Below are 21,088 nucleotides of genomic sequence, written 5' to 3' on the forward strand. Positions count from 1 at the left end.
GAGAGGGAGTTCGTATGACCGTCTGTGACGCGCCGGGGAAGGTGTATCTCTTCGGCGAACACGCCGTCGTGTACGGCGAGCCGGCCGTCCCCGCGGCGATCGAGCGTCGAGCCACCGTGAGTGCGGAACCCCGCGACGACGACCATGTTCGCGTCGAGGCCGAGGATCTCTCGCTCGATGGGTTCACCGTGGAGTACGCCGGCGGAACGGACGACCGTCCGGACGTCGACGTGCCGACCCCGCTGGTCGAGGCCGCGATGGGGTACGTCGACGCCGCGGTCCGACAGGCCCGCGACGCGGCGGACGCTCCCGACGCCGGCTTCGATATCGCGGTCGAGAGCGACATCCCGCTCGGCGCAGGGCTCGGATCGTCGGCCGCGGTCGTCGTCGCCGGAATCGACGCCGCGACTCGCGCACTCGATGAGCCGCTCGACCCGCGTGAGCTGGCCGACCGCGCGTACCGCGCCGAGCACGAGGTGCAGGACGGACAGGCCTCCCGCGCCGACACGTTCTGCTCGACGATGGGCGGTGCGGTGCGGGTCGAAGGCGACGACTGCGAGCCGATCGATGCCCCCAACCTCCCGTTCGTCGTCGGCTTCGACGGCGGCGCGGGCGACACCGGGGAGCTGGTGGCCGGCGTCGGTCAACTCCGAGACGAGTACGCGTTCGCCGCCGACACGGTCACCGCCATCGGTGACGTGGTCCGAACCGGCGAAGACCTGCTCGCGGACGCGGCCCCGGGTGATACTCCGTCGCCGGCGCTGCTCGAGGAACTCGGCGAGCTGATGGATTTCAACCACGGGCTGTTGGCCGCGCTCGGCGTCTCCGCGCGCTCGCTCGACACGATGGTCTGGGCCGCCCGCGACGCGGGCGCACACGGCGCGAAGCTCACCGGCGCCGGCGGCGGCGGCTGCATCGTCGCGCTCGATCCGAGCGACGAAACGGAGACAGCGCTCTCGTTCACGCAGGGCTGTCAGGAGACCTTTCGGGCGGAACTCGCGACCGACGGTGTTCGGGTGGTGGAGCCGTGACTGGCGACGAAGTGGCCTCTGACGCCGATATATCGACGCCTCCCGTCGTGCTCAAGCTCGGCGGGAGCCTGATCACGGAGAAGGACCGACCGGAGACGCTCGACGGCGCGGCGCTCGCTGCAGCCTGTGACGCGATCGCTACGGCCCGTGAGAACGGCTCTGTCTCTCGGCTTGTGGTCGTCCACGGCGGCGGCAGCTTCGGGCATCATCACGCGAGCGAGCACGGCGTCTCGACGACCGCGGGCACGAGCGACGTGGACGCGGTGATGGACATCCACGGCGCGATGACGACCCTGAACCGACACGTCCTCGCCGGGTTTCACGAGCGGGACGTGCCCGCCGTTCCGGTCCACCCGCTCTCGCTTTCCGCCCGGCCGGAGGGTACGGGCGGCGACCTCGACCTGCCGAGCGTCTCGACGGCGACGCTGCTCGACGAGGAGTTCGTTCCCGTGCTCCACGGCGACGGTGTCGCGACCGCCGGTGCGGGCGTAACGGTCGTCTCCGGCGACGAGTTGGTGGTCGAACTGGCGGACGCGCTCGGTGCGGAACGCGTCGGCGTCTGCTCGACAGTTCCCGGCGTCCTCGACGCCGATGGCGACGTGATCGAGACGATCGACGAGTTCGACGCGGTCGCCGACGCGCTGGGCGCGAGCGAGTCGACGGATGTCTCCGGCGGAATGGCGGCGAAGGTTCGAGAGCTGCTTGCTCTCGACGCGCCGGCACAGGTGTTCGGCGCCGACGGACTCGCGGCGTTCCTGCGAGGAGACGACGCGGGAACCCGGATCGACGGCGGATCCGGGCGACCGTAGGCCATTCCGGATGTCGTGGCCGATACTTGGCAGACGACATAGCCGCCAAGTTCGCGATCGTCACGGTAGCATGCCGAACGTGCTCTCTGAGTGGGCCCTCGGGATCAAGTGGTTCGAAACGCCGAGAGTCTCGTCATCACGGAAGACTGTGTCTCTCGCGACTTCGAGACACTCGGCCTGCTCCGCCTGTAGACGGACGAACGGGTCGTGTCGGCGCGTCCCTACGGTCCCGTGATCCGCTCTGCACCCCGGATGATACACACGTGACCGCCGTCGGTCGTGTGGGTCAACGCCAGTCGCTCGCGGACGCGATACCCGTCCGTCGTCTCGACTGTCGCCTCTCCGCTCCAGTGACCGTCGTCGGTCACGCGCGGTAAGATCGAGTCCGTGAAGCGTTCAATCTCGTCGTCGGGGTAGAACTCTTTCCAGTGAGTTCCGACCAACTCAACGGTATCGACGCCGTACACCGACGCGTACGGCTCGTTAGCGAACAGGTAGGTGCCGTCGGATCCGAGTATCGCGATCGGCTCGCTCGCCGCCTCCAACGCGGCGATGCTCCGATCGACCTGTTTCATGAGCCGGTGGCGGTCGACGGCGTTTCGGATCCGATTGACGAGCACTTCGTATTGGTCCGTTCCCCCGCGTTTCTGGAGGTAGTCCGTGACGCCCGCGGAGATGGCTTCGCTCGCGACCTCCTCGCTTCCTTTTCCGGTGAAAAGCACGAACGGAAGTTCGGCGTCCTTCCCACGCACGTGTTCGAGGAAGTCGATCCCCGTTCCGTCGGGGAGATCGAAATCGGAAACGACGGCGTCGAACGACTCTGACTCGAACCGACGCTCGGCGGTCTCGATCGTCTGGGCCGATTCGTGTTTGAACCCCGAATCGAGACGGTTGAGATACGACGCAGTGAGGTCGGCGAACGCGGTGTCGTCTTCGACGTGGAGGACCCGTATCGACTCGTCCGACCTCACTCGTTCGAGCATGCAGATCTATCTCGGTGCGGACAAAATAAACACTTGCCTCGGAGCATCGAGCACTGTACCGAACCCTTATTCGACCCAGAACCTTCCGTTCGGGCATGAACGAATCGGACGTGCGCGAGCGCCTCGCGACCGTGCAGGACCCCGATCTCGGCGACGACATCGTCTCCCTCGGCTTGGTGAACGACATCGATATCGAGGCCGAGGCGAACGTCGTCCGCATCTCGCTGGCGCTCGGCGCGCCGTTCTCGCCGCACGAATCCGCGATCGCGGGTGACGTGCGAGACGCGCTCGCCGACGCGCCCCTCGACGTCGAACTCTCCGCGTCGATCCCGGACGACCTCTCGGCGGACGATCAGGTCCTTCCCGGCGTCCAGAACGTGATCGCGGTCGCTTCCGGGAAGGGCGGCGTCGGAAAGTCGACGATGGCGGTCAACATCGCTGCGGGGCTCTCGGAACTCGGTGCGCGTGTCGGACTCTTCGACGCCGACGTGTACGGACCGAACGTCCCGCGGATGGTCTCGGCGGAGGAGCGACCGCAGACCGACGGAGAGACCATCGTCCCGCCAGAGAAGTTCGGTGTGAAGCTGATGAGCATGGACTTTCTCACCGGCGAAGACGACCCCGTCATCTGGCGCGGCCCGATGGTCCACAAGATCATCACGCAACTCGTCGAGGACGTCGAGTGGGGAGAGCTCGACTACCTCGTGATGGACCTCCCGCCGGGTACCGGCGACACGCAACTCACGATCCTACAGACGCTCCCGCTGACGGGTGCCGTGATCGTCACCACCCCGCAGGAGGTGGCGCTCGACGACGCCGTGAAGGGACTTCGGATGTTCGGAAAACACGACACGAACGTGCTCGGCGTCGCCGAGAACATGGCCGGGTTCAGATGTCCGGACTGCGGTGGCTTCCACGAGATATTCGGCTCCGGCGGCGGCAAGGCACTCGCGACCGAACACGAACTCCCGTTCCTCGGCGGCGTCCCGCTCGATCCCGCGGTCCGCACCGGCGGCGACGACGGCGATCCGGTCGTGCTCGACGACGGCGAGACCGCGGACGCGTTCAAACTGATCGTCGAGAACGTCGCGAACAACGCCGGAATCGTCCGCCGACGTGGGACGTCTGAGAAGCGATGACCGGGGAAGACAAGATCGACGGACGGAACGACGATCCCACGGATCCGCTCGACGCCGCTGGCGTCGACCCGGTCATCCCCGAGACCGCGGCGGCAGACGCGGCGGCCGACGAATTCGCGGACGACGCCGAGATACGAGCGTTCCTCCGCGCCGTCGCCGACGACGTTCGATCCGACAGTTCCGAGAGCAAACAGCTCTCGGCGATCCTCTGCCGGGTATCGGACCTATACGACGCCGACGAGCAGACGTCGCCGGAGGAGATCTACCTCAACGTCCGCCACATCATGCAGATCAACTGAAGCGGTAGCGCGGAGTCCCCTTCCTCAAGGAGCGACCAAAGGGAGCGAGTAGGGAGGGGAGGAGCGCGTTCGTATTGGTTGCAACCACCAAAATATAAGTAGCCTAGAGATCACATTGAATACGTGGCAGGCGACTACGTGCGTCGGACGGCAATCACTCGTCTTGAAGTGACGGACGAGCAACGCGACCTCCTCGAAGAGACGATCTCCGAGTGGAAGCGCGGTTGCCAACTCGCCACGGACATGGCGTGGGGCAAGTGTAACGCCAAGAGCGACGTACAACCCCTCGCCTACGACGACGTGCGCGAACACACCGACCTCGGGAGTCAGCACGCGATTCTCGCCACCCACCAAGCCGCACAAGCCATCACCGGCTGTCTCGAACGGAAGGCGAAGGACAAGAAGGTGAGTAAGCCCACCTTCACCGCACCCACGGTGAAATACGACACCCGGACCATGACGGTATTTGATGATGATACGGTGTCGCTCTCCACCACAGAGAGTCGCGTTCGGTGTCCGCTTGCCCTCCCCGACGACGACGATGGCTACCAGCGACAGTACCTCGACTCCGACAACTGGAGCGTCACGGAAAGCACGCTCACCGCCCGCGACGGCGACTACTTTTTACACATTGGCTTCCGTCGAGACAAGACCGATACGGAGCGGAACACCGCCGAGGACGGAACGGTCCTCGGGGTTGACCTCGGTATCGAAAACCTCGCTGTCACCAGCACCGCATTCTTTTTCAGCGGGCGGGAGTTGACTCACGACCTCCGCGAGTTCGAGAAAGTACGCGCCGGACTCCAACAGACCGGGACACGAAGTGCCCACCGAACGCTCGAACAGTCGAGTGGCCGGGAACTTCGCTACGTCCGTGACGTACTTCACCGAGCGTCGAACGCTCTCGTAGACGAAGCACTTCGGTATGAGTGCGACGTGATAGCCTTCGAGGACTTAACCCACATTCGCGACCGAACAGGTGCATCGTGGGGTCACAAGTGGGCGTTCCGAACGCTGTACGAGCAAGTGGAGTATAAAGCCGAAACGGAAGGTATCTCGGTGAAGCAAGTCGGGTCGGCGTACACGTCGCAACGGTGCGCCGAGTGTGGCTTCACAGCCGACGAGAACCGCCCGAATCGAACCGATTTCTGCTGTCAGAAGTGCGAGTCGGAAGCGAACGCAGACTACAACGCGGCGAAGAACATCGGTATGCGGTACGTCCGCCGAGGCCAACAGTCGTCTCGGCGGACGGGCGACAGTCAGCTCGCCCTGAAGTCTGGAACGGTGACGCCAAGTGGCGGATTCACCGCCCACCCGAAAGGGTTCGACGCCGAGTTCATGGACAAGCCCCACCCTCAAAACGCCGAAGGCGTTTAGCGTGGGGTAGTTGACACCGGTCTGCTCTTCGCTCAGCTGCGTTCGCTCATGCGCGGGACCGGATTCGAACCGGCGGACCCCTACGGGATAGCGTCCTAAGCGCTACGCCTTTGGCCTGGCTCGGCAACCCGCGCGCGAGCTATCGTACCCGGGTGGCCCAAAAATAGCTGTCGCTCCGAATCGCTTTCGATCCCGAATCAGCGGTCCGCGTCGAACGGCAGCCGCTCCGCCAGCGCGTCGACGTCGACCCGGTCGAGGATCCGCTCGGCGACGAGCACCGCCGCGATCCCGAGTCCGATCCCGAAGGCGGTGTCCGAGAGGTAGTGCGTGCCGAGGTAGATCCGCGAAAACGCGATCAGCGCGGCGAGCGCGGCCGTTGGTGCGAACGGGAGCACCTCCGAGGTTCGAGCCACCATCGCGTACGCGGTCACGGCGGCCGCGTGACCCGACGGAAACGAACTCGTCGTGCCGGACGAGCCCTCGGTCACGCAGACCGGATTCGACGGAAACGGCCGCTCGACGACCGTCATCAGCCCCCAGACCACGACGCCGAGCATCGACAGCGCCACCACGCTCGTGCGGAACTCCTCGCGCCACCCCGCGAGGTGGAACAGTCCGACGAGCACGACGCCCGCCGTGACCGACCCGAGACCAGTCATCGACGTCATCGCCTCCGTGAGCGCGGGCGTCCGTATCGCGGTGACGAACTCGGCGGCGCGCAGATCGATCCACCGGACGTAGCCTAACAGATCGTTCACGGACAGAACTCGCAGTCGCAGTACGTCTCACACACCGGGTTCGCGCAGTCGGCGTCGCGGGCCGAACAGCGCGCTCGCCCGTGGCGGATCAACAGCACGTGAAGCGGGTAGATCAGCTCGTCGGGGACCAGCTCGTCGAGACGATCGTGAGCGGCTTCGTTCGAGGCTGAGTCGGGAACCAGCCCGAATCGCTTCGAGACGCGCTCGACGTGGGTGTCGACCGCCATCGTGGGCTTGCCGAAGTGGAAGTTCAACACGACGCTCGCGGTCTTCGGCCCGACGCCCTTTATCTCGGTCAGCCACGCCTTCGCCTCCCCGGTCGCCATGGCGTCGAGAAACGCCAGCGAGTACGCGCCGCCCGTCTCCTCGCGGATCGCGGCCAGCGCACGCTGGATGCGAGCGGCCTTCTGATCGGCGAGGCCGGCGACCCGAATCGTCTCGGCCAGCTCGTCGTGGTCGGCCGCCTCGATCGCGGCGAAGTCCGCGTAGCGGTCGAACAGGGCGGCCGACGCCCGACTCGTGTTCTCGTCGGCGACGTTCTGTGAGAGGATTGTCGTCACCAGTTGCCTGACTCCTTCGCCGGGGTCAGCGGTGGGGTCCGCGCCGTGTTCGGCCTCCCGATCGACGGGTTCGTACAGGTCCACGAGGTCATCGTGGAGCGCGCGTACCCGCGAATCCGTCCACGCTTGCGTCGACATACCGGCCGTACGGACGGGATCGACTTGAGCGCGGCGACCACGCGGACACTTATGTACCTCTCGCCGCGTACTTCGGGTATGTACCGTGCGAGCGAGCGCGTCGACAACGCGGCGTGGATCGACAGGCTCGACGACGCCTGTGCGACGCTCGATCTCGACGACGAGGCCCTCTCGACGGCGACCGACCTCTTTCTCTCTCGGGCACCCGACGACGAACGGGGGAAACGCGCCGCCGCCGCCGGGAGCCTGTACGCCGCCGCTCTGATCCGCGGTCAGGAGCGGTCGCAGTCCGCCGTCGCCGACGCGATGGACGTCTCTCGGCTCTCGGTCCAGAAGCGTTGGAAGCCGATCCTGAAGGACGCCGGCTTCACGCCGCCGACGTGGTGAGCTACTTCGGCGTCGCGACGACCCCGAGGTGGTCCTCGTGGAACCGGTCGAGACGTCGCGTTTCGAGCACTTCGTAGGCGTCGCCGAGCCGGTTGAGCGCGTCGTCGAAGACCTCGTCGGGCTCGGCCGTCACGTCCTCGCTTCGGGCCTTGATCGCGAGCAGCAGCTGACCGTCGTCCGCCAAGAACCGCGCGTTGCGGACGGCGACCGTCGCCTGGCCGCGGGTCGCCACGTCCTGCACGAGCACGTCCACGTCGGCTTCCACGACGTGTGCGTACGTGCTGGGCTTCCGGGCGTCCTTGAGAAGCGGGAACAGGCGGTCCCGGGACGCCGCGGCGTCGAGGAGGTCGCGCACGGGTCGCGGCGCAAACTCGACGGCGTAGGTCGGCCCCGCGAAGTCCGCGACGTGGCTGACGGTCGTCCCGCTCGCGGCACCGAGGTACAGGACCGACTCGCCGCCCGTGAGTCCGGTATCGAACCCGAGTTCGAGCATGCCGCCGAGCTTCGACCGTCGCGGGTCCCAGGCGCGCCAGCCGTCCTCGGTCGGTTCTCCGTACACGGGCTCTCCGCGGGTCGCGAGCCGCGTCTCACCGTCGATCTCCCGACGCTCGACTCCGTTCGGGAGCGCGGGGTCGCTCATCGGGCTCCCTCCGATTCGGTACCGCCCTTGCCTCCACTCCCCGCGTCGTCCCCCTCTCCGTCGGACTCCTCGGCCCGTCCGCGGATCGTTGTCATCCGCTCGCGGAGGTCGTCGTGAAGCGCCTCGCGCCGCTCGCCGGCGTAGTGGTCGGCCCGAGCCGCCAGCGTCAGCTTACCCGCGAGCGCCCGCGCGGCCGACCCGCGGTCTTCGGGGCGTGTGCCCCGAACGTACTCGTGCGTGTAGATGATCCCGTGTTTCGGCGACGGCGCCCGTCCGGAGAGGTGCGCGAACAGCGCGTCCTCGGCGCCGAGCACCTGCACCGTCCCCGAGGGCTTTTTCGCCAGCGACTCCAGTCCTCCGGCCAGCGCGATCAGCCGCGCCGCGAGTTCCGGACCGGCCATCTCCGTGAGGTTCGGCGCGACCGCGGGCGCGACCCGATCGATCGTCGCCGCGATCGCGTCTCGCTCGTCGGCCACGTCGACCGCGCGCGCCGCGAGCGAGACCGCTCGCTCTTCGACCTCGTCTGTCGGCTCGCGGTCGGCGACCGCCCGAGCGCCCTCGATACCCGGATCCACGTCGCCGAACAGGCTCCCCGCCCACTCCGTGGCGCGTTCGGCCAGTTCGTTCGCGATGCGCTCGCAGTCGTCCAACGCCCGGACGCTGTGTATCAACTGCTGGTCGTCCGCCCGCTCTCGTTCTTCGACGGCATCGCGGGCCGCGTGGCGGGTGGCCTCGCGGAGCGCCTCGTAGTAGTCTGACTCGTCCTCCGCGAAGCCGGACGCCACGGCTCTGGCGGGCCAGTCTTCCGGGGTTTCCGCGCTGCCGCGTTCGATGGCGTCGCGGGCGGCGTCGGGGTCGTCCCGAGAGACGGACGCGAACCAGCCCGATCCGGCTGTGTCGTTAGTCATACTCGGAGAACTGCGGCCGAAATCGTATATGCGTCCCGGTGTGGCGGGCGGAGAACGGTTCTCGGACAGGCGACCCGAGGAATCACTTGTCGCCTCTCGCGAGCCACGCGTCGAGCGAGGGCACGTCTGTCGGTATCGTGAGACGCGGCGGCCTCAGACCGACGCGAGGAAGTTTCCGATGAGGTCGTGGCCGGCCGGCGTCAGCACGCTCTCCGGATGGAACTGCACTGCCTCGATCGGGTGCTCGCGGTGTCGGACGCCCATCACGATTGACTCCCCGTCGTGATCGGTCGTGGCGGTCACCTCGAAGACGTCCGGCACCTCCACCGCGGCGAGCGAGTGATACCGCCCCGCGCGGAACCCCCGATCGAGCCCCGTGAAGACGCCCTCGCCGTCGTGGTCGACGGGGAACGCCTTTCCGTGAATCGGCTCCGGCGCGTGTCCCACCGTGCCGCCGTACTCGTAGACGGCGGCCTCGAGGCCGAGACAGACGCCGAGCGTGGGTACCGTGGGAGACAGTTCACGTAGCACGTCCGCGGTGACGCCGACGTCGCGCTCGTTCTTCGGGTGGCCGGGGCCGGGACTGATGAGGACCGCGTCGGGGTCTGCCCGCTCGATCTCGGCGAGCGACGCGGTGTTTTTGAACACCTCGATGTCGATCGGTTCGTCGTCGTCCGGCTGGTCGGAGATGTACTCGACGAGATTGTACGTGAACGAGTCGAAGTTGTCGATGACGACGACGTTCATTCGTCGGCCTCCGTACCGGGAGCGAGCGGGTCGGCCGCGCGCTCGCCGTCCTCGCGGATGCGGTCGATCGCGGTCAACGCGCCGTCCATCTTCTGTTCGGTCTCCTCGTACTCGGCGGTCGGGTCGGAGTCGGCGACGAGTCCCGCGCCGGCCCGGACGGTCACGGCGGTCGCGGTTTCGCTCTCCGCCCCGGGCGCGCTGCCCGCGGGAGACTCGTCGAGCGTCGCCGTTCGGATCACGATCGCGAAGTCGGCGTCGCCGCTCCACGCGTAGTAGCCGACGCCGCCGCCGTACGCCTCTCGCGGGGTCGTCTCCAACTCCGCGATGATCTCCATCGCGCGCACCTTCGGCGCGCCCGTGAGCGTCCCGGCGGGGAACGTCGCGCGCGTCGCGTCGAAGGCGTCCGCGTCGTCGGCGAGCGTGCCCGTCACCGTCGACTCGATGTGCTGGACGTGGCTGTACTTCAGCACGTTCATGAACTCCTCGACGCGGACCGACCCGGGCTCCGAGACGCGCCGCACGTCGTTGCGCGCGAGGTCGACCAACATCGTGTGTTCCGCGCGCTCCTTCCCGTCGGCGAGCATCTCGCCCGCGAGCCGGCGGTCTTCGACCGGGCTCGTCCCCCGGGGACACGTGCCGGCGATCGGGTTCGAGACGACGCGGTCGCCACGGACCGACACCAGCGTCTCGGGGCTCGCCCCGACGATGCTGCGGTCGTCGTGGCGCAGGACGTACATGTACGGAGAGGGGTTTACCTCCCGGAGTGCCGCGTACAGCCCGAGCGAGTCGACCTCGCCGCGAAGTTCCCGGCTCCGCGAGATCACGCCCTGATATATGTCGCCGTCGAGGACGTGCTGTTTCGCTGTTCGGACGGCCGCCTCGTAGTCGGCCTGTGACCCGGCCGACTCCGAATATACGCGAACTCCGTCGGGATCGGGCGGAGACGCCGCGCGCAGTTCGTCGGCGACGCACTCCGCCTCGGCGGCGAGTTCGTCGTACACCGCTCCCGGATCGTCGTCGTCGCCGATCACGGGCGTGAAGACGAGTTCGACCGTCTCCTCCACCTCGTCGAAGACGACCGTGCGGGTCGTGAGCGCGAACTCGGCGTCCGGGAACTCGGTCTCGGGGCGCTCGACGCCGACCTCCTCCAACCAGAGGTCGTAGACGGCCTCGTACGCGAGGAAGCCGACGAACCCGCCCGAGAGGATCTGCCGGTCGGTGTCGGGGAATCCCCGGAGGCGCACGTCTGGAAACGCCGCCCGGATTCGGTCGATCGCGTCGCCTTCGGCGGGGCCGAGGTCGGTTGCGTCCGCGCCGTCGGCCGTTTCGTCGTCGACGCCCTCGCCGTCGACTTCTCCACCGCCGGAGCCGCCGATGAACGACGCGGCCGGCCCCAGTTCGGTGACTTCGGTTCGATCGGGATAGACGGAGACGACGGCCTCCGGGTCGTAGCCGACGAACGAGTAGCGGGCGTGTTTGTCCGCCTTCCCGCCGGCCGTGAACGCGCCGTCCGGATCGCTCGAGGCGACCTTCTCGCCGGATTCGAGCAGGAACCCGTAGGGGCTGTCGCCGACCAGCGTCGCGTACGCCGCGAGCGGCGTCACGTCCGCGTCGAGAGACGCGGCGACGCGGACGACGACGGGTCCGTCACCCTCGTCATCATCGTCGCTCGCAATGTCGACGAACGTCTCTCTGCCGGTGTCGAGAAGCGCCGATTCGTCGGTCATGCTAACTCCATCTCTCGGCCCGCGTTCGCGACGAAGCGGGCGACCGCGTTGTGGTCCTTCCGCCCTCCGTCCAACTCGACACCGGAGGCGACGTCGACCGCGAACGGGTCTGCGGCTCGGATCGCCTCCGCGACGGTGTCAGGCGTGAGCCCTCCCGCGAGGACGACGGGAGAGGTGAGTCGGTCGGCGAGTTCGCCGGCGCGCGTCCAGTCGTGCGTCTCGCCGGTCCCGCCCGCGCCCGACTCGTCAGTCGAGTCGAGCACGAGCGCGTCGGCGACCGCGTCGAGTTCCTCGGCGCGGTCCGGCTCCGCGGCGTCGACGGCGAGTATCACCTTCCGCTCCGTCTCCGCGCGGATGTACCGGACTTCGTCGGGCATCCACTCGCCGTGGAGCTGGACCGCGTCGGGGCCGATCGTCCGGACGAGTTCGACGACGCGCTCCGCGGAATCGGGCATCGTGACGAGCGTCGCCGTGACGAACGGCGGCACGTCAGCGAGGAGGTCGGCCGCCGCGGCCGGCTCCACTTCCCGTGGCGAATCGACGGGCACCTCGGTGATGACGCCGACCGCGTCGGCTCCGGCCTCGACGGCCGCCCGGAGATCCGCGTCGCGGGCGAGCCCGCAGACCTTCACGCGGGCCATCAGTCGTCCTCCGAGGTCGCCGAGGCGGGACCGTCAGGGGCCGCGTCCGCAGCCGAATCGTCGCCACACAGCGACGCGAACTTCGCCGCGGCCCCGCCCGAGTCAATGGCGTCTGCGGCGCGCTCGACGCCGGCTTCGAGCGATTCGGCCTCCCCGGCGACGTAGACGGCCGCGCCGGCATTCGCGAGCACGAGGTCCCGCTTCGGTCCCGTCACCGTCCCCTCGACGATCCCGCGGAGGTCCGCCGCGTTCTCCTCCGGCGTTCCGCCCGCGACCGCCTCGATCGGGGCCCGTTCGAGCCCCAGATCGGCGGGTTCGATCGCGAACTCCCGCACGTCCTCGCCGTCGACCTCGGCGGCGACCGTCTCGCCGTGGATACCGATCTCGTCCATGCCGTCGCCGTGGACGACCAAGGCGCGCTCGACCGGCATGTGCGCGAGCGCTCGGGCGATGGTGCCCACCAGCTCGGGGTCGTAGACGCCGAGCACCTGCGCGTCGGCACCGGCCGGGTTCGTCAGCGGGCCGAGCACGTTGAAGATCGTCCGCATGCCGAGTTCCTTGCGCGGGCCGATGACTGCCTTCATCGCCGGATGGAAGACTGGCGCGAGCATGAATCCGATCCCGTCCGTCTCGATCGCTTCCTCGACTGCCGGCGGCTCGGCCTCGACGTCGGCACCGGCGACCGCCAGCACGTCGGCGCTCCCGGACGACGACGAGACCGAGTAGTTGCCGTGCTTGGCGATCGGGACGCCCGCGCCCGCGGCGACGATGGCGGCGGTCGTCGAGACGTTGATCGTGTCGTGGTCGTCACCGCCCGTTCCGCAGGTGTCGACGAGTGGCTTGCGGTCCGGCTCGATCGTCCGAGCGGCGTCGCGCATCCCCTGCGCGAAGCCGGCTATCTCCGCCTCCGTCTCGCCTTTGGCCCGGAGCGCGGCGAGCAGCGCGCCGATCTGCGCCTCCGTCGCGTCCTCGAAGACGAGCCGCGCGGTCTCGCGCGCCTGTTCGACCGTCAGATCTTCCCCGTCTGTCACGCGTTCGACCGTGTCGTTGATATCCATCGTGTTCACCAATGTAGTATTCCGCGTTATGATGTACAAGTGTGTACACTAATTTAACGCTGTCGCCGGCGCTCCGCGTGCGTCGGCATTGTCGAACACGTCCGTTCGATCGGGCTTTCACTCGGATATCGCCGTCAGTCGTCGATGATCGGTGTCGGCCCGTCAGTCGTCGATGATCGGTGTCGGCCCGTCAGTCGTCGATGATCGGTGTCGGCCCGTCAGTCGTCGATGATCGGTGTCGGCCCGTCAGTCGTCGACGATCGGCGTCGGCCCGTCCGCCTCGACGACGACCACCGGGACTGCGGCCTCGTCGACGACGGTGTCGGTCGTCGAGCCGAAGACGAACCGGCCGACGGTTCCCGTGGTCGACGCGCCCACGACGACGACGTCGTAGTACGGCGACTGCTCGACGATCGCGCCCGCGGCCGTCCGGTCCTCGACGAGCCACTGGTCCACGCTGTCGAAGCCGGTCAGGCGCTCGCGCGCGGCCGAGAGCAGCCGATCACCCGTCGTCGCATCGGCGCCGGTGTCGGCGCTTTCGGCGTCGCTATCGCTCTTCTCGGCGACGGTGCCTGCGGCATCCTCACCGGCGTCGGTACCGCCTCGATCGCCCGCCCCGCCGCTCGCGGGACGCATCGTGTCGTCGGGGACGACGTGGAACAGGTCCAGCCACGCGTCGGTCGACTCGGCGACCGCTCGCGCGACGTCGACCGTCGCGCCCGAGTGCGGGCCGGGGCCGACCGCGACGAGGATCGAGGCGACCGGATCGCTTTCGCTCACTCGATCTATTCCCTCGACCCGCGCGTGCGCCGCGGTCGCGGTCGACTCGACCGCCGCCTCGACCGCCGTCTCGACGGCCGGATCACCGGGTTCCGGCGCGGTGCCGGCCGTCTCGGCGGCCGCGTCATCCGCGGTCGCGTCGTCGGCGTCGCTCCCGTTCATGGGTCGACGTCTGACGCGCGTCGGATAAATCCCGACGGTCCGTCAGTTCAGTTCTCTCGGAAGAACGTCTCGTCCTCGAACGGCTCGTCTTCGCCCTCGACGGCGAGCACGTCGAGCGCGGTGACCTCGGCACCGACGCCGAGGACTCCCGCGAGACTGGGCTCCGTCCGTCCCTCGTCACCCGAGATCAGTTCCTTGATGTAGAGCCCGCCGGCCCCGTGGACCTCGACGGTCGCGCGGCGGGGACCGTCCAGTTCCGCGGTCGCCTCGTACACGTCGCGCTCGCGGGTGAGCCCCGCGCGCCGGTGGTCGACGCGGTTCGGCGTGTACTGTTCGATCGTCGTCCCCTCCAGCCTCCCGAGGGCGTCGGCCAGGGCGTCGACGTCCACGTCGGCGTCGAACGCGACCTCGGCGCGGTAGCGCTTGGAGGCGTCGTGTTCTTTCACGCGCTCGACCATGTCGTACGTCGCGAGCCTGAGCCCCTCGACCTCGACGGCCCCGTCGGCGAAGGCGTTGATGTCTGACTGGAGCCGATCGGTGTCGACGCGACGGCGACGAGGCTCCTCCACCTCGATCACGAACGGCCGGCCGGTCCCGAGCATGAGCGCGTCGACGTCCTCTCGGCCCGCGCCGTGGAACGTCGCTTCCGTGCCGTCCATCACGTCCTCGACCACGGGCGCGGTGTACTCCTCGACGCTGTCGTCGTAGAGGTATCCGGAGCCGCCGCAGTGGTCACAGGGATCCGCGCCCTGTCGGCCGGAGCCGTTACACTCCCGACACGGCCACTCGGTCTGCGGGATGTCGCGCTTCAGCTTCCGATAGCGACCGTAGACGAACGTGGAGTTCACCTTCGCGTCGACCGAGTCGTCGGCCAGATCGATCGTGAACTGCACGTCCGGGCGGTCGAAAGAGACCTCCGTGTCGGTGAGCCGCCCCACGCGCTTGCCGACCTCGCGGTTGAACTCCGAGTTGAACGGTTCGCCCGCGTCGGCATCGAGTCCGACCTCCTCGCGGAGCAGCGCCTCGTTCTCCTCGACCAGCGGGGGCGTCCGCGTGCCGACGTTGTACGTGGCGAATTCGGCGTCCCCGACCGCGTCGGCCGCGCGCTCGGCCCACGCATCGAACTCCGCGCAGCGGCCCTCACAGACCCAGCAGTCGGTCGTCTCGACCGGTTCGTAGTCCTCGTCGTCGCGAAGCGCCAGCGCGGTGCGCAACGCCGACCCGCGCTCGGCGTTCGACAGGCCGAAGCTCCGGTCTGCGACGAGCCGACCGAGACAGGCGTCACAGACCGGGCCGGTTCCGGTCGCTCGCGCCGCGACGCTGAGTACGTCCATACGAGTCTCAACGTCCCGCCCGATAACTGTCTTACGGGACTTCGATCGGCCGCCATCTCGTTCGGCGCTGTGCCGGGTCGCGTGCCACGCGCGGCGTCTCGGAAAGCGCGCGTACCAAAACAGCCATACAACGGGCGAGCGGAGACGGCGGTATGGACGGGAACCCGCCGTCCCGGCAGTCGTTCCTGTCGGAGACGAAGACGATCGACGTCCTCCACGTCGACGACGATCCCGACTTCGCGAGCCTCGTCGCGACGTTTCTAGAGCGGACGCACGAGGGTATCTCCGTGCGGACGGAGGCGGACCCGACCGAGGCGCTGTCGCTGATCCGCGCAGAGTCCACCGCCTTCGACTGCGTCGTCAGCGACTACGACATGCCCGAGATGACGGGGATAGAACTCCTCGAACGCGTCCGAGAGGAACGGCCGGCCCTCCCGTTCGTCCTGTTCACGGGGAAGGGATCCGAAGAGGTTGCGAGCGACGCGATCGCGGCCGGCGTCACGGACTACCTCCAGAAGGGAGGCGGCAAAGACCAGTACGATCTGCTCGCGAACCGGGTCCGGAACGCGGTCGAACGGTACTGGGCGGAGCGGTATCTCGATCGGGGAATGGAGGCGATCGAGACGGCCCAAGACGGGATCAGTATCCTCGACGGCGACGGGCACGTCGAGTACCTGAACACCGCGGCCGCGGAGATGCTGGGCTACGACCGCCGAGAGGCGATCGGTCTCCACTGGGAGACGTTCTACGACGACGACCGCGTCGACGAGGTGTACGACGACCTCCTCCCGAAGGCCCGGACCGGTCGGTGGAAGGGAACGACGTCGTTCGTCCGCGAGGACGGCACGGAGATCGTCGCCGAGCACGGCCTGTCGTACACCGACGACGGATCGCTCATCTGCACCCTGTCGAACCCCCGCCGAGACGGCGAGATCGACCTCAGCCGGTCCGTGAAAGAACAGGCGATGGACAAGGCTCCGATCGGCGTCGTCCTCACGGACCCCGCCCGCGAGGACAACCCGATCATCTACGCCAACGACGCGTTCACGGAGCTGACCGGGTACGACAAGTCAGAAGTCATCGGGCGGAACTGCCGGTTTCTACAGGGCGAACAGACGAGCGAGGACGCGGTGGCGCGGCTCCGGGCCGCGATCGACGACCAGGAGTCGGCCACCGTCGAGCTACGCAACTACCGGGCGGACGGCACCGAGTTCTGGAATCGCGTTCGGATCGCTCCCGTCTTCGACGCGGAGGGGTCGCTGAAGGTGTTCGTGGGGTTCCAAGACGACATCACGCGCTCGAAGGCGCAGGCGGAGAAGCTCAGCAAGCACTCTGCGTACCTCGAAGCGCTGTTCGAACACTCGCCGGACATGGTCGCGGTACACGACGCCGACGGCGTCCTCCGCGACGTGAACGATCGGTTCCGCGAGAAGCTCGGATACGAGACGACGGACGCGCTCGTCGGAAAGGAGGTCTGGGACCTCGACCCCACCGTCGACCCGGACCACGCGCGCGAGTTCTGGGCGGAACTGGAACCGAACACGCCCCGCCGCTTCGAGGGGGAGCTAACCCGGAGCGACGGAACGACGATCCCCGTCGAGATCCATCTGATCCGGCTCAACGTCGACGGTACCGACCTGTTCCTCGCCATCGACCGAGACATCTCTGCGCAAAAGCGCAGAGAGGAGACGCTCCTCGAACGGAACGATCAGCTCGATCGGTTCACGAGCGTGGTCAGCCACGACCTCCGCGGGCCGATTCAGGTCGCGCGGGGCCGCCTCGACTTGCTGCGCGAGGAGTGTGACAGCGAACACATCGAAGACATCGACGCGGCACACCGGCGCATGGACGCGCTCATCGAGGACCTGCTCGCGCTCGCACGAGACGAAGCGGAGACGACGGTCGAACCGGTCGAACTGGCCACCGTCGCGGCCGAGTGCTGGACGACCGCGCCGACGGAGAGTGCGACGCTCGACATCCGGTCCACGAAGACGATCGAGGCCGACGTCGACCAGCTGCGACAGCTGCTCGAAAATCTCATGCGGAACGCCGTCGAGCACGGAGGCGACGCCGTGACGGTCAGGGTCGGCGACACCGATGACGGGTTTTTCGTCGAAGACGACGGTTCGGGAATTCCGGCCACGGAGCGGGATTCGGTCTTCGAGCCCGGACACACCACGACGGACGAGGGGACCGGCCTCGGCCTGCACATCGTCCGGCAGGTCGTCGAGGCACACGGCTGGGAGATAACGCTCACGACCGCGGACGGCGGCGGCGCTCGATTCGAGATCATCACACGGTGACGTCGCCGGAGACGCCCGGTCAGCACCGCCTTCCGGCGGGTGTCGCCTGAGTTAAGAGGATCGACGACGTTCCGTCGGCCGTGACCGAGCCGTCGACGCGCGCGGAGACGGTCGAGTTGGGCGTGGAGCTGCTCGCACACCTCGAACCCGAGGAGCTGACGCTCTCGGACGCGATCGACCGGATCGAGACGGTGACCACGAGCCCCGCGCTCACCCGAGATATCCTCGACACTGCCGAGAAGCGCGGTATCATCGATCGCGACGGCGCGCGCCTCCGCGTCCGGCGTGGCGGCACCCGCGTGAACTACGAGACGCAAGTGGTCACGCGAGAGGGTTCATTCGAATGTCGCCGCTGTGGATCGGGGCTCACAACCGGCCACTTCGTTCGATTAGACGCCGGCGAACTCGGCCCGTTCGGCTCCTCGTGTATTCGGAAGGTGACCGGCCGCGACGACTCGACCGACGAGTAGCGAGGTATCGACGAGTCAGACGAACTGCGCGTCGAACGAAAAAAAGTCGTAGAAACGACATCTCGCACGCCGAGAACCGCTCGGAGGAATCGTCCCGGCCGGTCGGGTTCGACTCGGCTACGACGTCGGCGACATCTGGATGTTGAGGCTCTTCTGGACGATCTGGGTAAACGCCATCGAACACAGGAAGTACCAAACGATCCACATCTGGATCGGGCCGACGATCCCCGTGTCCCACGTGACGGTCCCGGCGATCGGGACGATAAGCTCTTGGGCGGCGACCTCGGGATACGCGGACTCGGAGCCGCGGTAGCCGATCACCCAGAACATCCAGAGGAACGCCGGGATCGTGAGGAACATGATCCAGACCATCGGGCGGAACTGCTCTTTGAACATTCCGAGCTGGTCGCCCATCGCGTCCATCTGCTCTTCCTGAATGGCGTCGAGTTCGGCCTGGTCGTCGCGCTCTTTGGCGTCCTTTCGCCGCTCTTGGATCTCTTTCATCCGGTCTTGATACGCGCTCATCTTATCCATGTCCATGAGCCCCGCGCGCAACAGCGTGGAGTACAGACCGGTCGCGAGCGCGATCACCATCACCACGACGTAAAACGGGACGATGTTCAGGAGCGGGCCGAGCACGACGTCGATCGTACCGGCGATCGCGTTCCGCACCGGGTTGACGGCGTAGCCGACGAAGGCCCCTATCGTCGCGACCCCCGCGATCTTGTCCCACTTCGTCCACGACGTCGTCTCCGGCGTCTCGGCGTCACTGCCGGTGGAGCCATCGTCACCATCGTCTTCGAGCCCGGATTCGATCGCGTCCGGATCCGCCAGCGCGAACCCGGTCTCCCCGTCGACGAGGACTTCTTTCTCGATGAGTCGACCCCACTGGCCGCTCGTGATCTCGTCGCGGACGTCGATCCACTGGACCTCGCCGTCGGTGGCGCGGTCGAGGACGACCTCGATCGCGTCCCGCATCTCGCCGTCCTCGCGGACGAGCGAGCGGACTCTGCGTTCGACCTTACTCATTACCGGCCGGTTAGCGGCCGACAGTTAAGAACCTTGTAGGATCGGCGGCGACCGTCGCGACGGTCGTCGCTACTCGTCGAGCACGTCGCGGATCCGGGAGAAGACCTCGTCGGGAGCAGCCTCGCCGTCGACCTCGACGAGATCGCCCTCGTCGCGGAAGTGTTCGATGACGGGTTCGGTGTTCTCGTAGAAGACTTCGAGCCGTTCGCGGGCGGTCTCCTCGGTGTCGTCGTCGCGCTGGATCAGGTCGCCGCCGCACTCGTCGCAGACGCCGGGCTCTTCCGGCGGCTGGAACTCGACGTGGAAGTTCGCGCCGCAGTCGTCACAGACTCGACGACCGGTGAGCCGGTCGACGAGCACCTCCTCGTCGACGGCGAGGTATATCACGGCGTCCAGATCCGTGATCTCAGAGAGGTACTCGGCCTGATCGAGGTTGCGCGGGTAGCCGTCGAGAACGAAGCCGTCGGCGTCGGCGATAGCGGCCTCGACGATCTCGTTGACCACCGGATCGGGAACGAGTTCTCCCGCCTCCATGAACGAACGCGGCGTGCCGTACTCGGTCTCCATGTCCTTGTTCGCGCGGAGCGCGTCACCCGTCGTGACGTGCTCGACGCCGTACTCGTCGGCGAGCTTCGCGCTCTGTGTTCCCTTTCCGGCACCGGGTGCACCCAGCAGAAGAATTCGGTGACTCATACCGACGCGGTCGCTCGCCTGACGTAAAAGCGTTGAAGATCCCGTCTCGCCCCCGACGCGAAGAGGCGTTCATCCGGCGTCGTCGGTCAGCCGAAGCCCCATTTCGAGTTCGAAGCTCTCGGCGTTGGAGGTTTCGAAGCCGATCTTCTTGTACAGCGAGACGGCAGCGCGGTTCCACCGCTCGACGGTGAGCCACACCTTCTCGACGCCGGCGGCCTGCCCGTGTCCGAGCAGCCCGCGGATGAGATGCGTGCCGATCCCGGCGCGCTGGTACGTCTGGTGGACGAATATCGCGAGTTCGTATGCGTCGTCGTCGGGGACGAGGGTCGCGTGGCCGGCCACGTCGTCGTCACACCACGCGATCACGTTGTAACAGTCTCCGCCGAGGATCGCGTCGAGCCACTCGCGGATTCGGGACTCGCCGCTCGGTGGGATCCCCTGTGCGCGGTCGGCGGGATCGAAGGAGTCGTACATCTCGACGAGCGCCTCGTACCCCTCGTCCGACCCCTCATACGGACGGATCTCGATGGTCCGTTCCTCTCGATCGGTAAACGCCGTCGGGGGTGCGGGGAAGTCGTCCGCCACCGCGTCCGGGTACGTTCGGTCGCTCATCGGACCAGCGTGACGGACGTCTTGGCGTTCAACAGGACGAACTCGGCGATCGATCCGAGCGTGATCTTTCCCATCGGACTGGTGTGACCGCCGCCGAGCACGATCTCGTCGAACCCCTCGGTTTCAGCGAGTTCGACGAGACGGCTGCCCGGATCGCCCTCGACGCGTCGCACCTCGGCGTCGATTCCGGCCTCGGAAACCGTCGCTTCGACCCGCGCGATGACCTCGTCCGTCGTCGGCGAGGCGTCTTCGTTGTCGACGACGGCGACGGTGAGATCGTCGTTCGCGACCGCCGCGCGCTCGACGGTCCGATCGAGCGCGCGGAACGAGTCGTCGCTACCGCCGATCCCGCAGAGCACCTTCATACGTGCCCGTCCACTCCCCGATACAAAAATCGTTCTCCGGCGGACGAGCCCGACTGCCGAACGGCCCGCCCGATCCGGCGGGAGACGGTACAGAACGGGACACCCCACCGACAACCCTTTTGTTCGGGGTGGAGTTGC

General features: G+C 67.5%; 23 protein-coding genes and 1 tRNA gene. 8 read left to right on the forward strand and 16 right to left on the reverse strand.

Annotation, left to right across the window (positions count from 1 at the left end; all coding sequences use genetic code 11):
- Positions 1 to 14 precede the first annotated feature (14 nt).
- A complete protein-coding gene (mvk, locus tag ACZ45C_RS08165) occupies positions 15 to 1,031 on the forward strand; it encodes a mevalonate kinase (protein ID WP_460558307.1) in 1,017 nt (338 codons plus the stop codon).
- Complete coding sequence (locus ACZ45C_RS08170; RefSeq protein ID WP_460558309.1) at positions 1,028 to 1,840, forward strand: isopentenyl phosphate kinase; 813 nt, start codon at positions 1,028 to 1,030, stop codon at positions 1,838 to 1,840. The genes mvk and ACZ45C_RS08170 overlap by 4 nt, the downstream gene beginning before the upstream one ends.
- Positions 1,841 to 2,061: 221 nt before the next feature.
- Here the strand turns inward: ACZ45C_RS08170 and ACZ45C_RS08175 are convergent, their stop codons facing one another.
- Complete coding sequence (locus ACZ45C_RS08175; protein WP_460558311.1) at positions 2,062 to 2,823, reverse strand: response regulator; 762 nt, start codon at positions 2,821 to 2,823, stop codon at positions 2,062 to 2,064.
- A 95-nt stretch (positions 2,824 to 2,918) separates the two neighbouring features.
- Between ACZ45C_RS08175 and ACZ45C_RS08180 the strand changes: the two genes are divergently transcribed.
- The 3 genes from ACZ45C_RS08180 (at position 2,919) to ACZ45C_RS08190 (ending at position 5,638) form a co-directional block, all read left to right on the forward strand.
- Entirely contained in the window at positions 2,919 to 3,962 is a 1,044-nt protein-coding gene (locus tag ACZ45C_RS08180) for an Mrp/NBP35 family ATP-binding protein (RefSeq protein ID WP_460558313.1), read from the forward strand.
- On the forward strand, positions 3,959 to 4,261 hold the full coding sequence (locus tag ACZ45C_RS08185; RefSeq protein WP_460558315.1) for a hypothetical protein: 303 nt from the start codon (positions 3,959 to 3,961) through the stop codon (positions 4,259 to 4,261). Before ACZ45C_RS08180 ends, ACZ45C_RS08185 begins: the two co-directional genes overlap by 4 nt.
- A gap of 123 nt (positions 4,262 to 4,384) precedes the next feature.
- Positions 4,385 to 5,638, forward strand: coding sequence for an RNA-guided endonuclease InsQ/TnpB family protein (locus ACZ45C_RS08190; RefSeq protein ID WP_460558317.1), 1,254 nt, complete (start codon positions 4,385 to 4,387; stop codon positions 5,636 to 5,638).
- 49 nt (positions 5,639 to 5,687) lie between these two features.
- Here ACZ45C_RS08190 and ACZ45C_RS08195 read toward each other — a convergent pair.
- The 3 genes from ACZ45C_RS08195 to ACZ45C_RS08205 form a co-directional block, all read right to left on the reverse strand.
- Positions 5,688 to 5,772 (reverse strand) — tRNA-Leu (locus tag ACZ45C_RS08195).
- A gap of 63 nt (positions 5,773 to 5,835) precedes the next feature.
- Positions 5,836 to 6,396 (reverse strand): phosphatase PAP2 family protein, encoded by a 561-nt coding sequence (locus tag ACZ45C_RS08200; RefSeq protein ID WP_460558319.1) that lies wholly within the window; start codon positions 6,394 to 6,396, stop codon positions 5,836 to 5,838.
- A complete protein-coding gene (locus tag ACZ45C_RS08205) occupies positions 6,393 to 7,094 on the reverse strand; it encodes an endonuclease III domain-containing protein (RefSeq protein ID WP_460558321.1) in 702 nt (233 codons plus the stop codon). Before ACZ45C_RS08205 ends, ACZ45C_RS08200 begins: the two co-directional genes overlap by 4 nt.
- Positions 7,095 to 7,172: 78 nt before the next feature.
- Here ACZ45C_RS08205 and ACZ45C_RS08210 point away from each other — a divergent pair, with 78 nt between their 5' ends.
- Complete coding sequence (locus ACZ45C_RS08210) at positions 7,173 to 7,481, forward strand: transcription initiation factor IIB family protein (RefSeq protein ID WP_460558323.1); 309 nt, start codon at positions 7,173 to 7,175, stop codon at positions 7,479 to 7,481.
- 1 nt (position 7,482) lies between these two features.
- Here ACZ45C_RS08210 and ACZ45C_RS08215 read toward each other — a convergent pair whose 3' ends face one another.
- From ACZ45C_RS08215 to ACZ45C_RS08250, 8 genes are all read right to left on the reverse strand, one after another.
- Positions 7,483 to 8,121 (reverse strand): fibrillarin-like rRNA/tRNA 2'-O-methyltransferase, encoded by a 639-nt coding sequence (locus ACZ45C_RS08215; protein WP_460558326.1) that lies wholly within the window; start codon positions 8,119 to 8,121, stop codon positions 7,483 to 7,485.
- Positions 8,118 to 9,029: an NOP5/NOP56 family protein gene (locus tag ACZ45C_RS08220; RefSeq protein WP_460558329.1), complete on the reverse strand. Its 912-nt coding sequence runs from the start codon at positions 9,027 to 9,029 to the stop codon at positions 8,118 to 8,120. Before ACZ45C_RS08220 ends, ACZ45C_RS08215 begins: the two co-directional genes overlap by 4 nt.
- 153 nt (positions 9,030 to 9,182) lie before the next feature.
- Entirely contained in the window at positions 9,183 to 9,776 is a 594-nt protein-coding gene (gene trpG, locus ACZ45C_RS08225) for an anthranilate synthase component II (protein WP_460558332.1), read from the reverse strand.
- Positions 9,773 to 11,503 carry an anthranilate synthase component I gene (gene trpE, locus ACZ45C_RS08230; protein WP_460558334.1) on the reverse strand — a complete coding sequence of 577 codons (1,731 nt, stop codon included), beginning with the start codon at positions 11,501 to 11,503 and terminating at the stop codon, positions 9,773 to 9,775. The genes trpG and trpE overlap by 4 nt, the downstream gene beginning before the upstream one ends.
- Positions 11,500 to 12,144: a phosphoribosylanthranilate isomerase gene (locus ACZ45C_RS08235; RefSeq protein WP_460558337.1), complete on the reverse strand. Its 645-nt coding sequence runs from the start codon at positions 12,142 to 12,144 to the stop codon at positions 11,500 to 11,502. The genes trpE and ACZ45C_RS08235 overlap by 4 nt, the downstream gene beginning before the upstream one ends.
- Entirely contained in the window at positions 12,144 to 13,202 is a 1,059-nt protein-coding gene (trpD, locus tag ACZ45C_RS08240; RefSeq protein WP_460558841.1) for an anthranilate phosphoribosyltransferase, read from the reverse strand. Before trpD ends, ACZ45C_RS08235 begins: the two co-directional genes overlap by 1 nt.
- Before the next feature lie 246 nt (positions 13,203 to 13,448).
- Positions 13,449 to 14,144 (reverse strand): universal stress protein, encoded by a 696-nt coding sequence (locus tag ACZ45C_RS08245; protein ID WP_460558340.1) that lies wholly within the window; start codon positions 14,142 to 14,144, stop codon positions 13,449 to 13,451.
- 47 nt (positions 14,145 to 14,191) lie between these two features.
- On the reverse strand, positions 14,192 to 15,478 hold the full coding sequence (locus ACZ45C_RS08250; protein WP_460558342.1) for a tRNA pseudouridine(54/55) synthase Pus10: 1,287 nt from the start codon (positions 15,476 to 15,478) through the stop codon (positions 14,192 to 14,194).
- 152 nt (positions 15,479 to 15,630) lie between these two features.
- Between ACZ45C_RS08250 and ACZ45C_RS08255 the strand changes: the two genes are divergently transcribed.
- Positions 15,631 to 17,781, forward strand: coding sequence for a PAS domain S-box protein (locus ACZ45C_RS08255; protein ID WP_460558344.1), 2,151 nt, complete (start codon positions 15,631 to 15,633; stop codon positions 17,779 to 17,781).
- A gap of 80 nt (positions 17,782 to 17,861) precedes the next feature.
- Entirely contained in the window at positions 17,862 to 18,251 is a 390-nt protein-coding gene (locus tag ACZ45C_RS08260; RefSeq protein WP_460558346.1) for a DUF5830 family protein, read from the forward strand.
- A 117-nt stretch (positions 18,252 to 18,368) separates the two neighbouring features.
- Here ACZ45C_RS08260 and ACZ45C_RS08265 read toward each other — a convergent pair whose 3' ends face one another.
- The 4 genes from ACZ45C_RS08265 to ACZ45C_RS08280 form a co-directional block, all read right to left on the reverse strand.
- Positions 18,369 to 19,280 carry a DUF106 domain-containing protein gene (locus ACZ45C_RS08265; RefSeq protein WP_460558348.1) on the reverse strand — a complete coding sequence of 304 codons (912 nt, stop codon included), beginning with the start codon at positions 19,278 to 19,280 and terminating at the stop codon, positions 18,369 to 18,371.
- A gap of 69 nt (positions 19,281 to 19,349) precedes the next feature.
- Entirely contained in the window at positions 19,350 to 19,973 is a 624-nt protein-coding gene (locus ACZ45C_RS08270) for an adenylate kinase (protein ID WP_460558350.1), read from the reverse strand.
- Between the two features lie 69 nt (positions 19,974 to 20,042).
- Positions 20,043 to 20,585 carry a GNAT family N-acetyltransferase gene (locus tag ACZ45C_RS08275; protein WP_460558352.1) on the reverse strand — a complete coding sequence of 181 codons (543 nt, stop codon included), beginning with the start codon at positions 20,583 to 20,585 and terminating at the stop codon, positions 20,043 to 20,045.
- Positions 20,582 to 20,950, reverse strand: a complete 369-nt coding sequence (locus ACZ45C_RS08280; protein ID WP_460558354.1) for a universal stress protein — start codon at positions 20,948 to 20,950, stop codon at positions 20,582 to 20,584. Before ACZ45C_RS08280 ends, ACZ45C_RS08275 begins: the two co-directional genes overlap by 4 nt.
- Positions 20,951 to 21,088 lie beyond the last annotated feature (138 nt).

The sequence above is a fragment of the Halorubrum pallidum genome, assembly GCF_055380345.1.

Coding starts and splice junctions, on each gene's coding strand:
- ACZ45C_RS08205 (WP_460558321.1), bottom strand. CDS start 7,094: ATGTCGACGCAAGCGTGGACGGATTCGCGGGTACGCGCGCTCCACGAT.
- ACZ45C_RS08210 (WP_460558323.1), top strand. CDS start 7,173: ATGTACCGTGCGAGCGAGCGCGTCGACAACGCGGCGTGGATCGACAGG.
- ACZ45C_RS08250 (WP_460558342.1), bottom strand. CDS start 15,478: ATGGACGTACTCAGCGTCGCGGCGCGAGCGACCGGAACCGGCCCGGTC.
- ACZ45C_RS08180 (WP_460558313.1), top strand. CDS start 2,919: ATGAACGAATCGGACGTGCGCGAGCGCCTCGCGACCGTGCAGGACCCC.
- ACZ45C_RS08275 (WP_460558352.1), bottom strand. CDS start 20,585: ATGAGCGACCGAACGTACCCGGACGCGGTGGCGGACGACTTCCCCGCA.
- trpD (WP_460558841.1), bottom strand. CDS start 13,202: ATGGATATCAACGACACGGTCGAACGCGTGACAGACGGGGAAGATCTG.
- ACZ45C_RS08270 (WP_460558350.1), bottom strand. CDS start 19,973: ATGAGTCACCGAATTCTTCTGCTGGGTGCACCCGGTGCCGGAAAGGGA.
- ACZ45C_RS08185 (WP_460558315.1), top strand. CDS start 3,959: ATGACCGGGGAAGACAAGATCGACGGACGGAACGACGATCCCACGGAT.
- trpE (WP_460558334.1), bottom strand. CDS start 11,503: ATGACCGACGAATCGGCGCTTCTCGACACCGGCAGAGAGACGTTCGTC.
- ACZ45C_RS08280 (WP_460558354.1), bottom strand. CDS start 20,950: ATGAAGGTGCTCTGCGGGATCGGCGGTAGCGACGACTCGTTCCGCGCG.
- ACZ45C_RS08220 (WP_460558329.1), bottom strand. CDS start 9,029: ATGACTAACGACACAGCCGGATCGGGCTGGTTCGCGTCCGTCTCTCGG.
- ACZ45C_RS08235 (WP_460558337.1), bottom strand. CDS start 12,144: ATGGCCCGCGTGAAGGTCTGCGGGCTCGCCCGCGACGCGGATCTCCGG.
- mvk (WP_460558307.1), top strand. CDS start 15: ATGACCGTCTGTGACGCGCCGGGGAAGGTGTATCTCTTCGGCGAACAC.
- ACZ45C_RS08245 (WP_460558340.1), bottom strand. CDS start 14,144: ATGAACGGGAGCGACGCCGACGACGCGACCGCGGATGACGCGGCCGCC.
- ACZ45C_RS08265 (WP_460558348.1), bottom strand. CDS start 19,280: ATGAGTAAGGTCGAACGCAGAGTCCGCTCGCTCGTCCGCGAGGACGGC.
- trpG (WP_460558332.1), bottom strand. CDS start 9,776: ATGAACGTCGTCGTCATCGACAACTTCGACTCGTTCACGTACAATCTC.
- ACZ45C_RS08215 (WP_460558326.1), bottom strand. CDS start 8,121: ATGAGCGACCCCGCGCTCCCGAACGGAGTCGAGCGTCGGGAGATCGAC.
- ACZ45C_RS08175 (WP_460558311.1), bottom strand. CDS start 2,823: ATGCTCGAACGAGTGAGGTCGGACGAGTCGATACGGGTCCTCCACGTC.
- ACZ45C_RS08255 (WP_460558344.1), top strand. CDS start 15,631: ATGGACGGGAACCCGCCGTCCCGGCAGTCGTTCCTGTCGGAGACGAAG.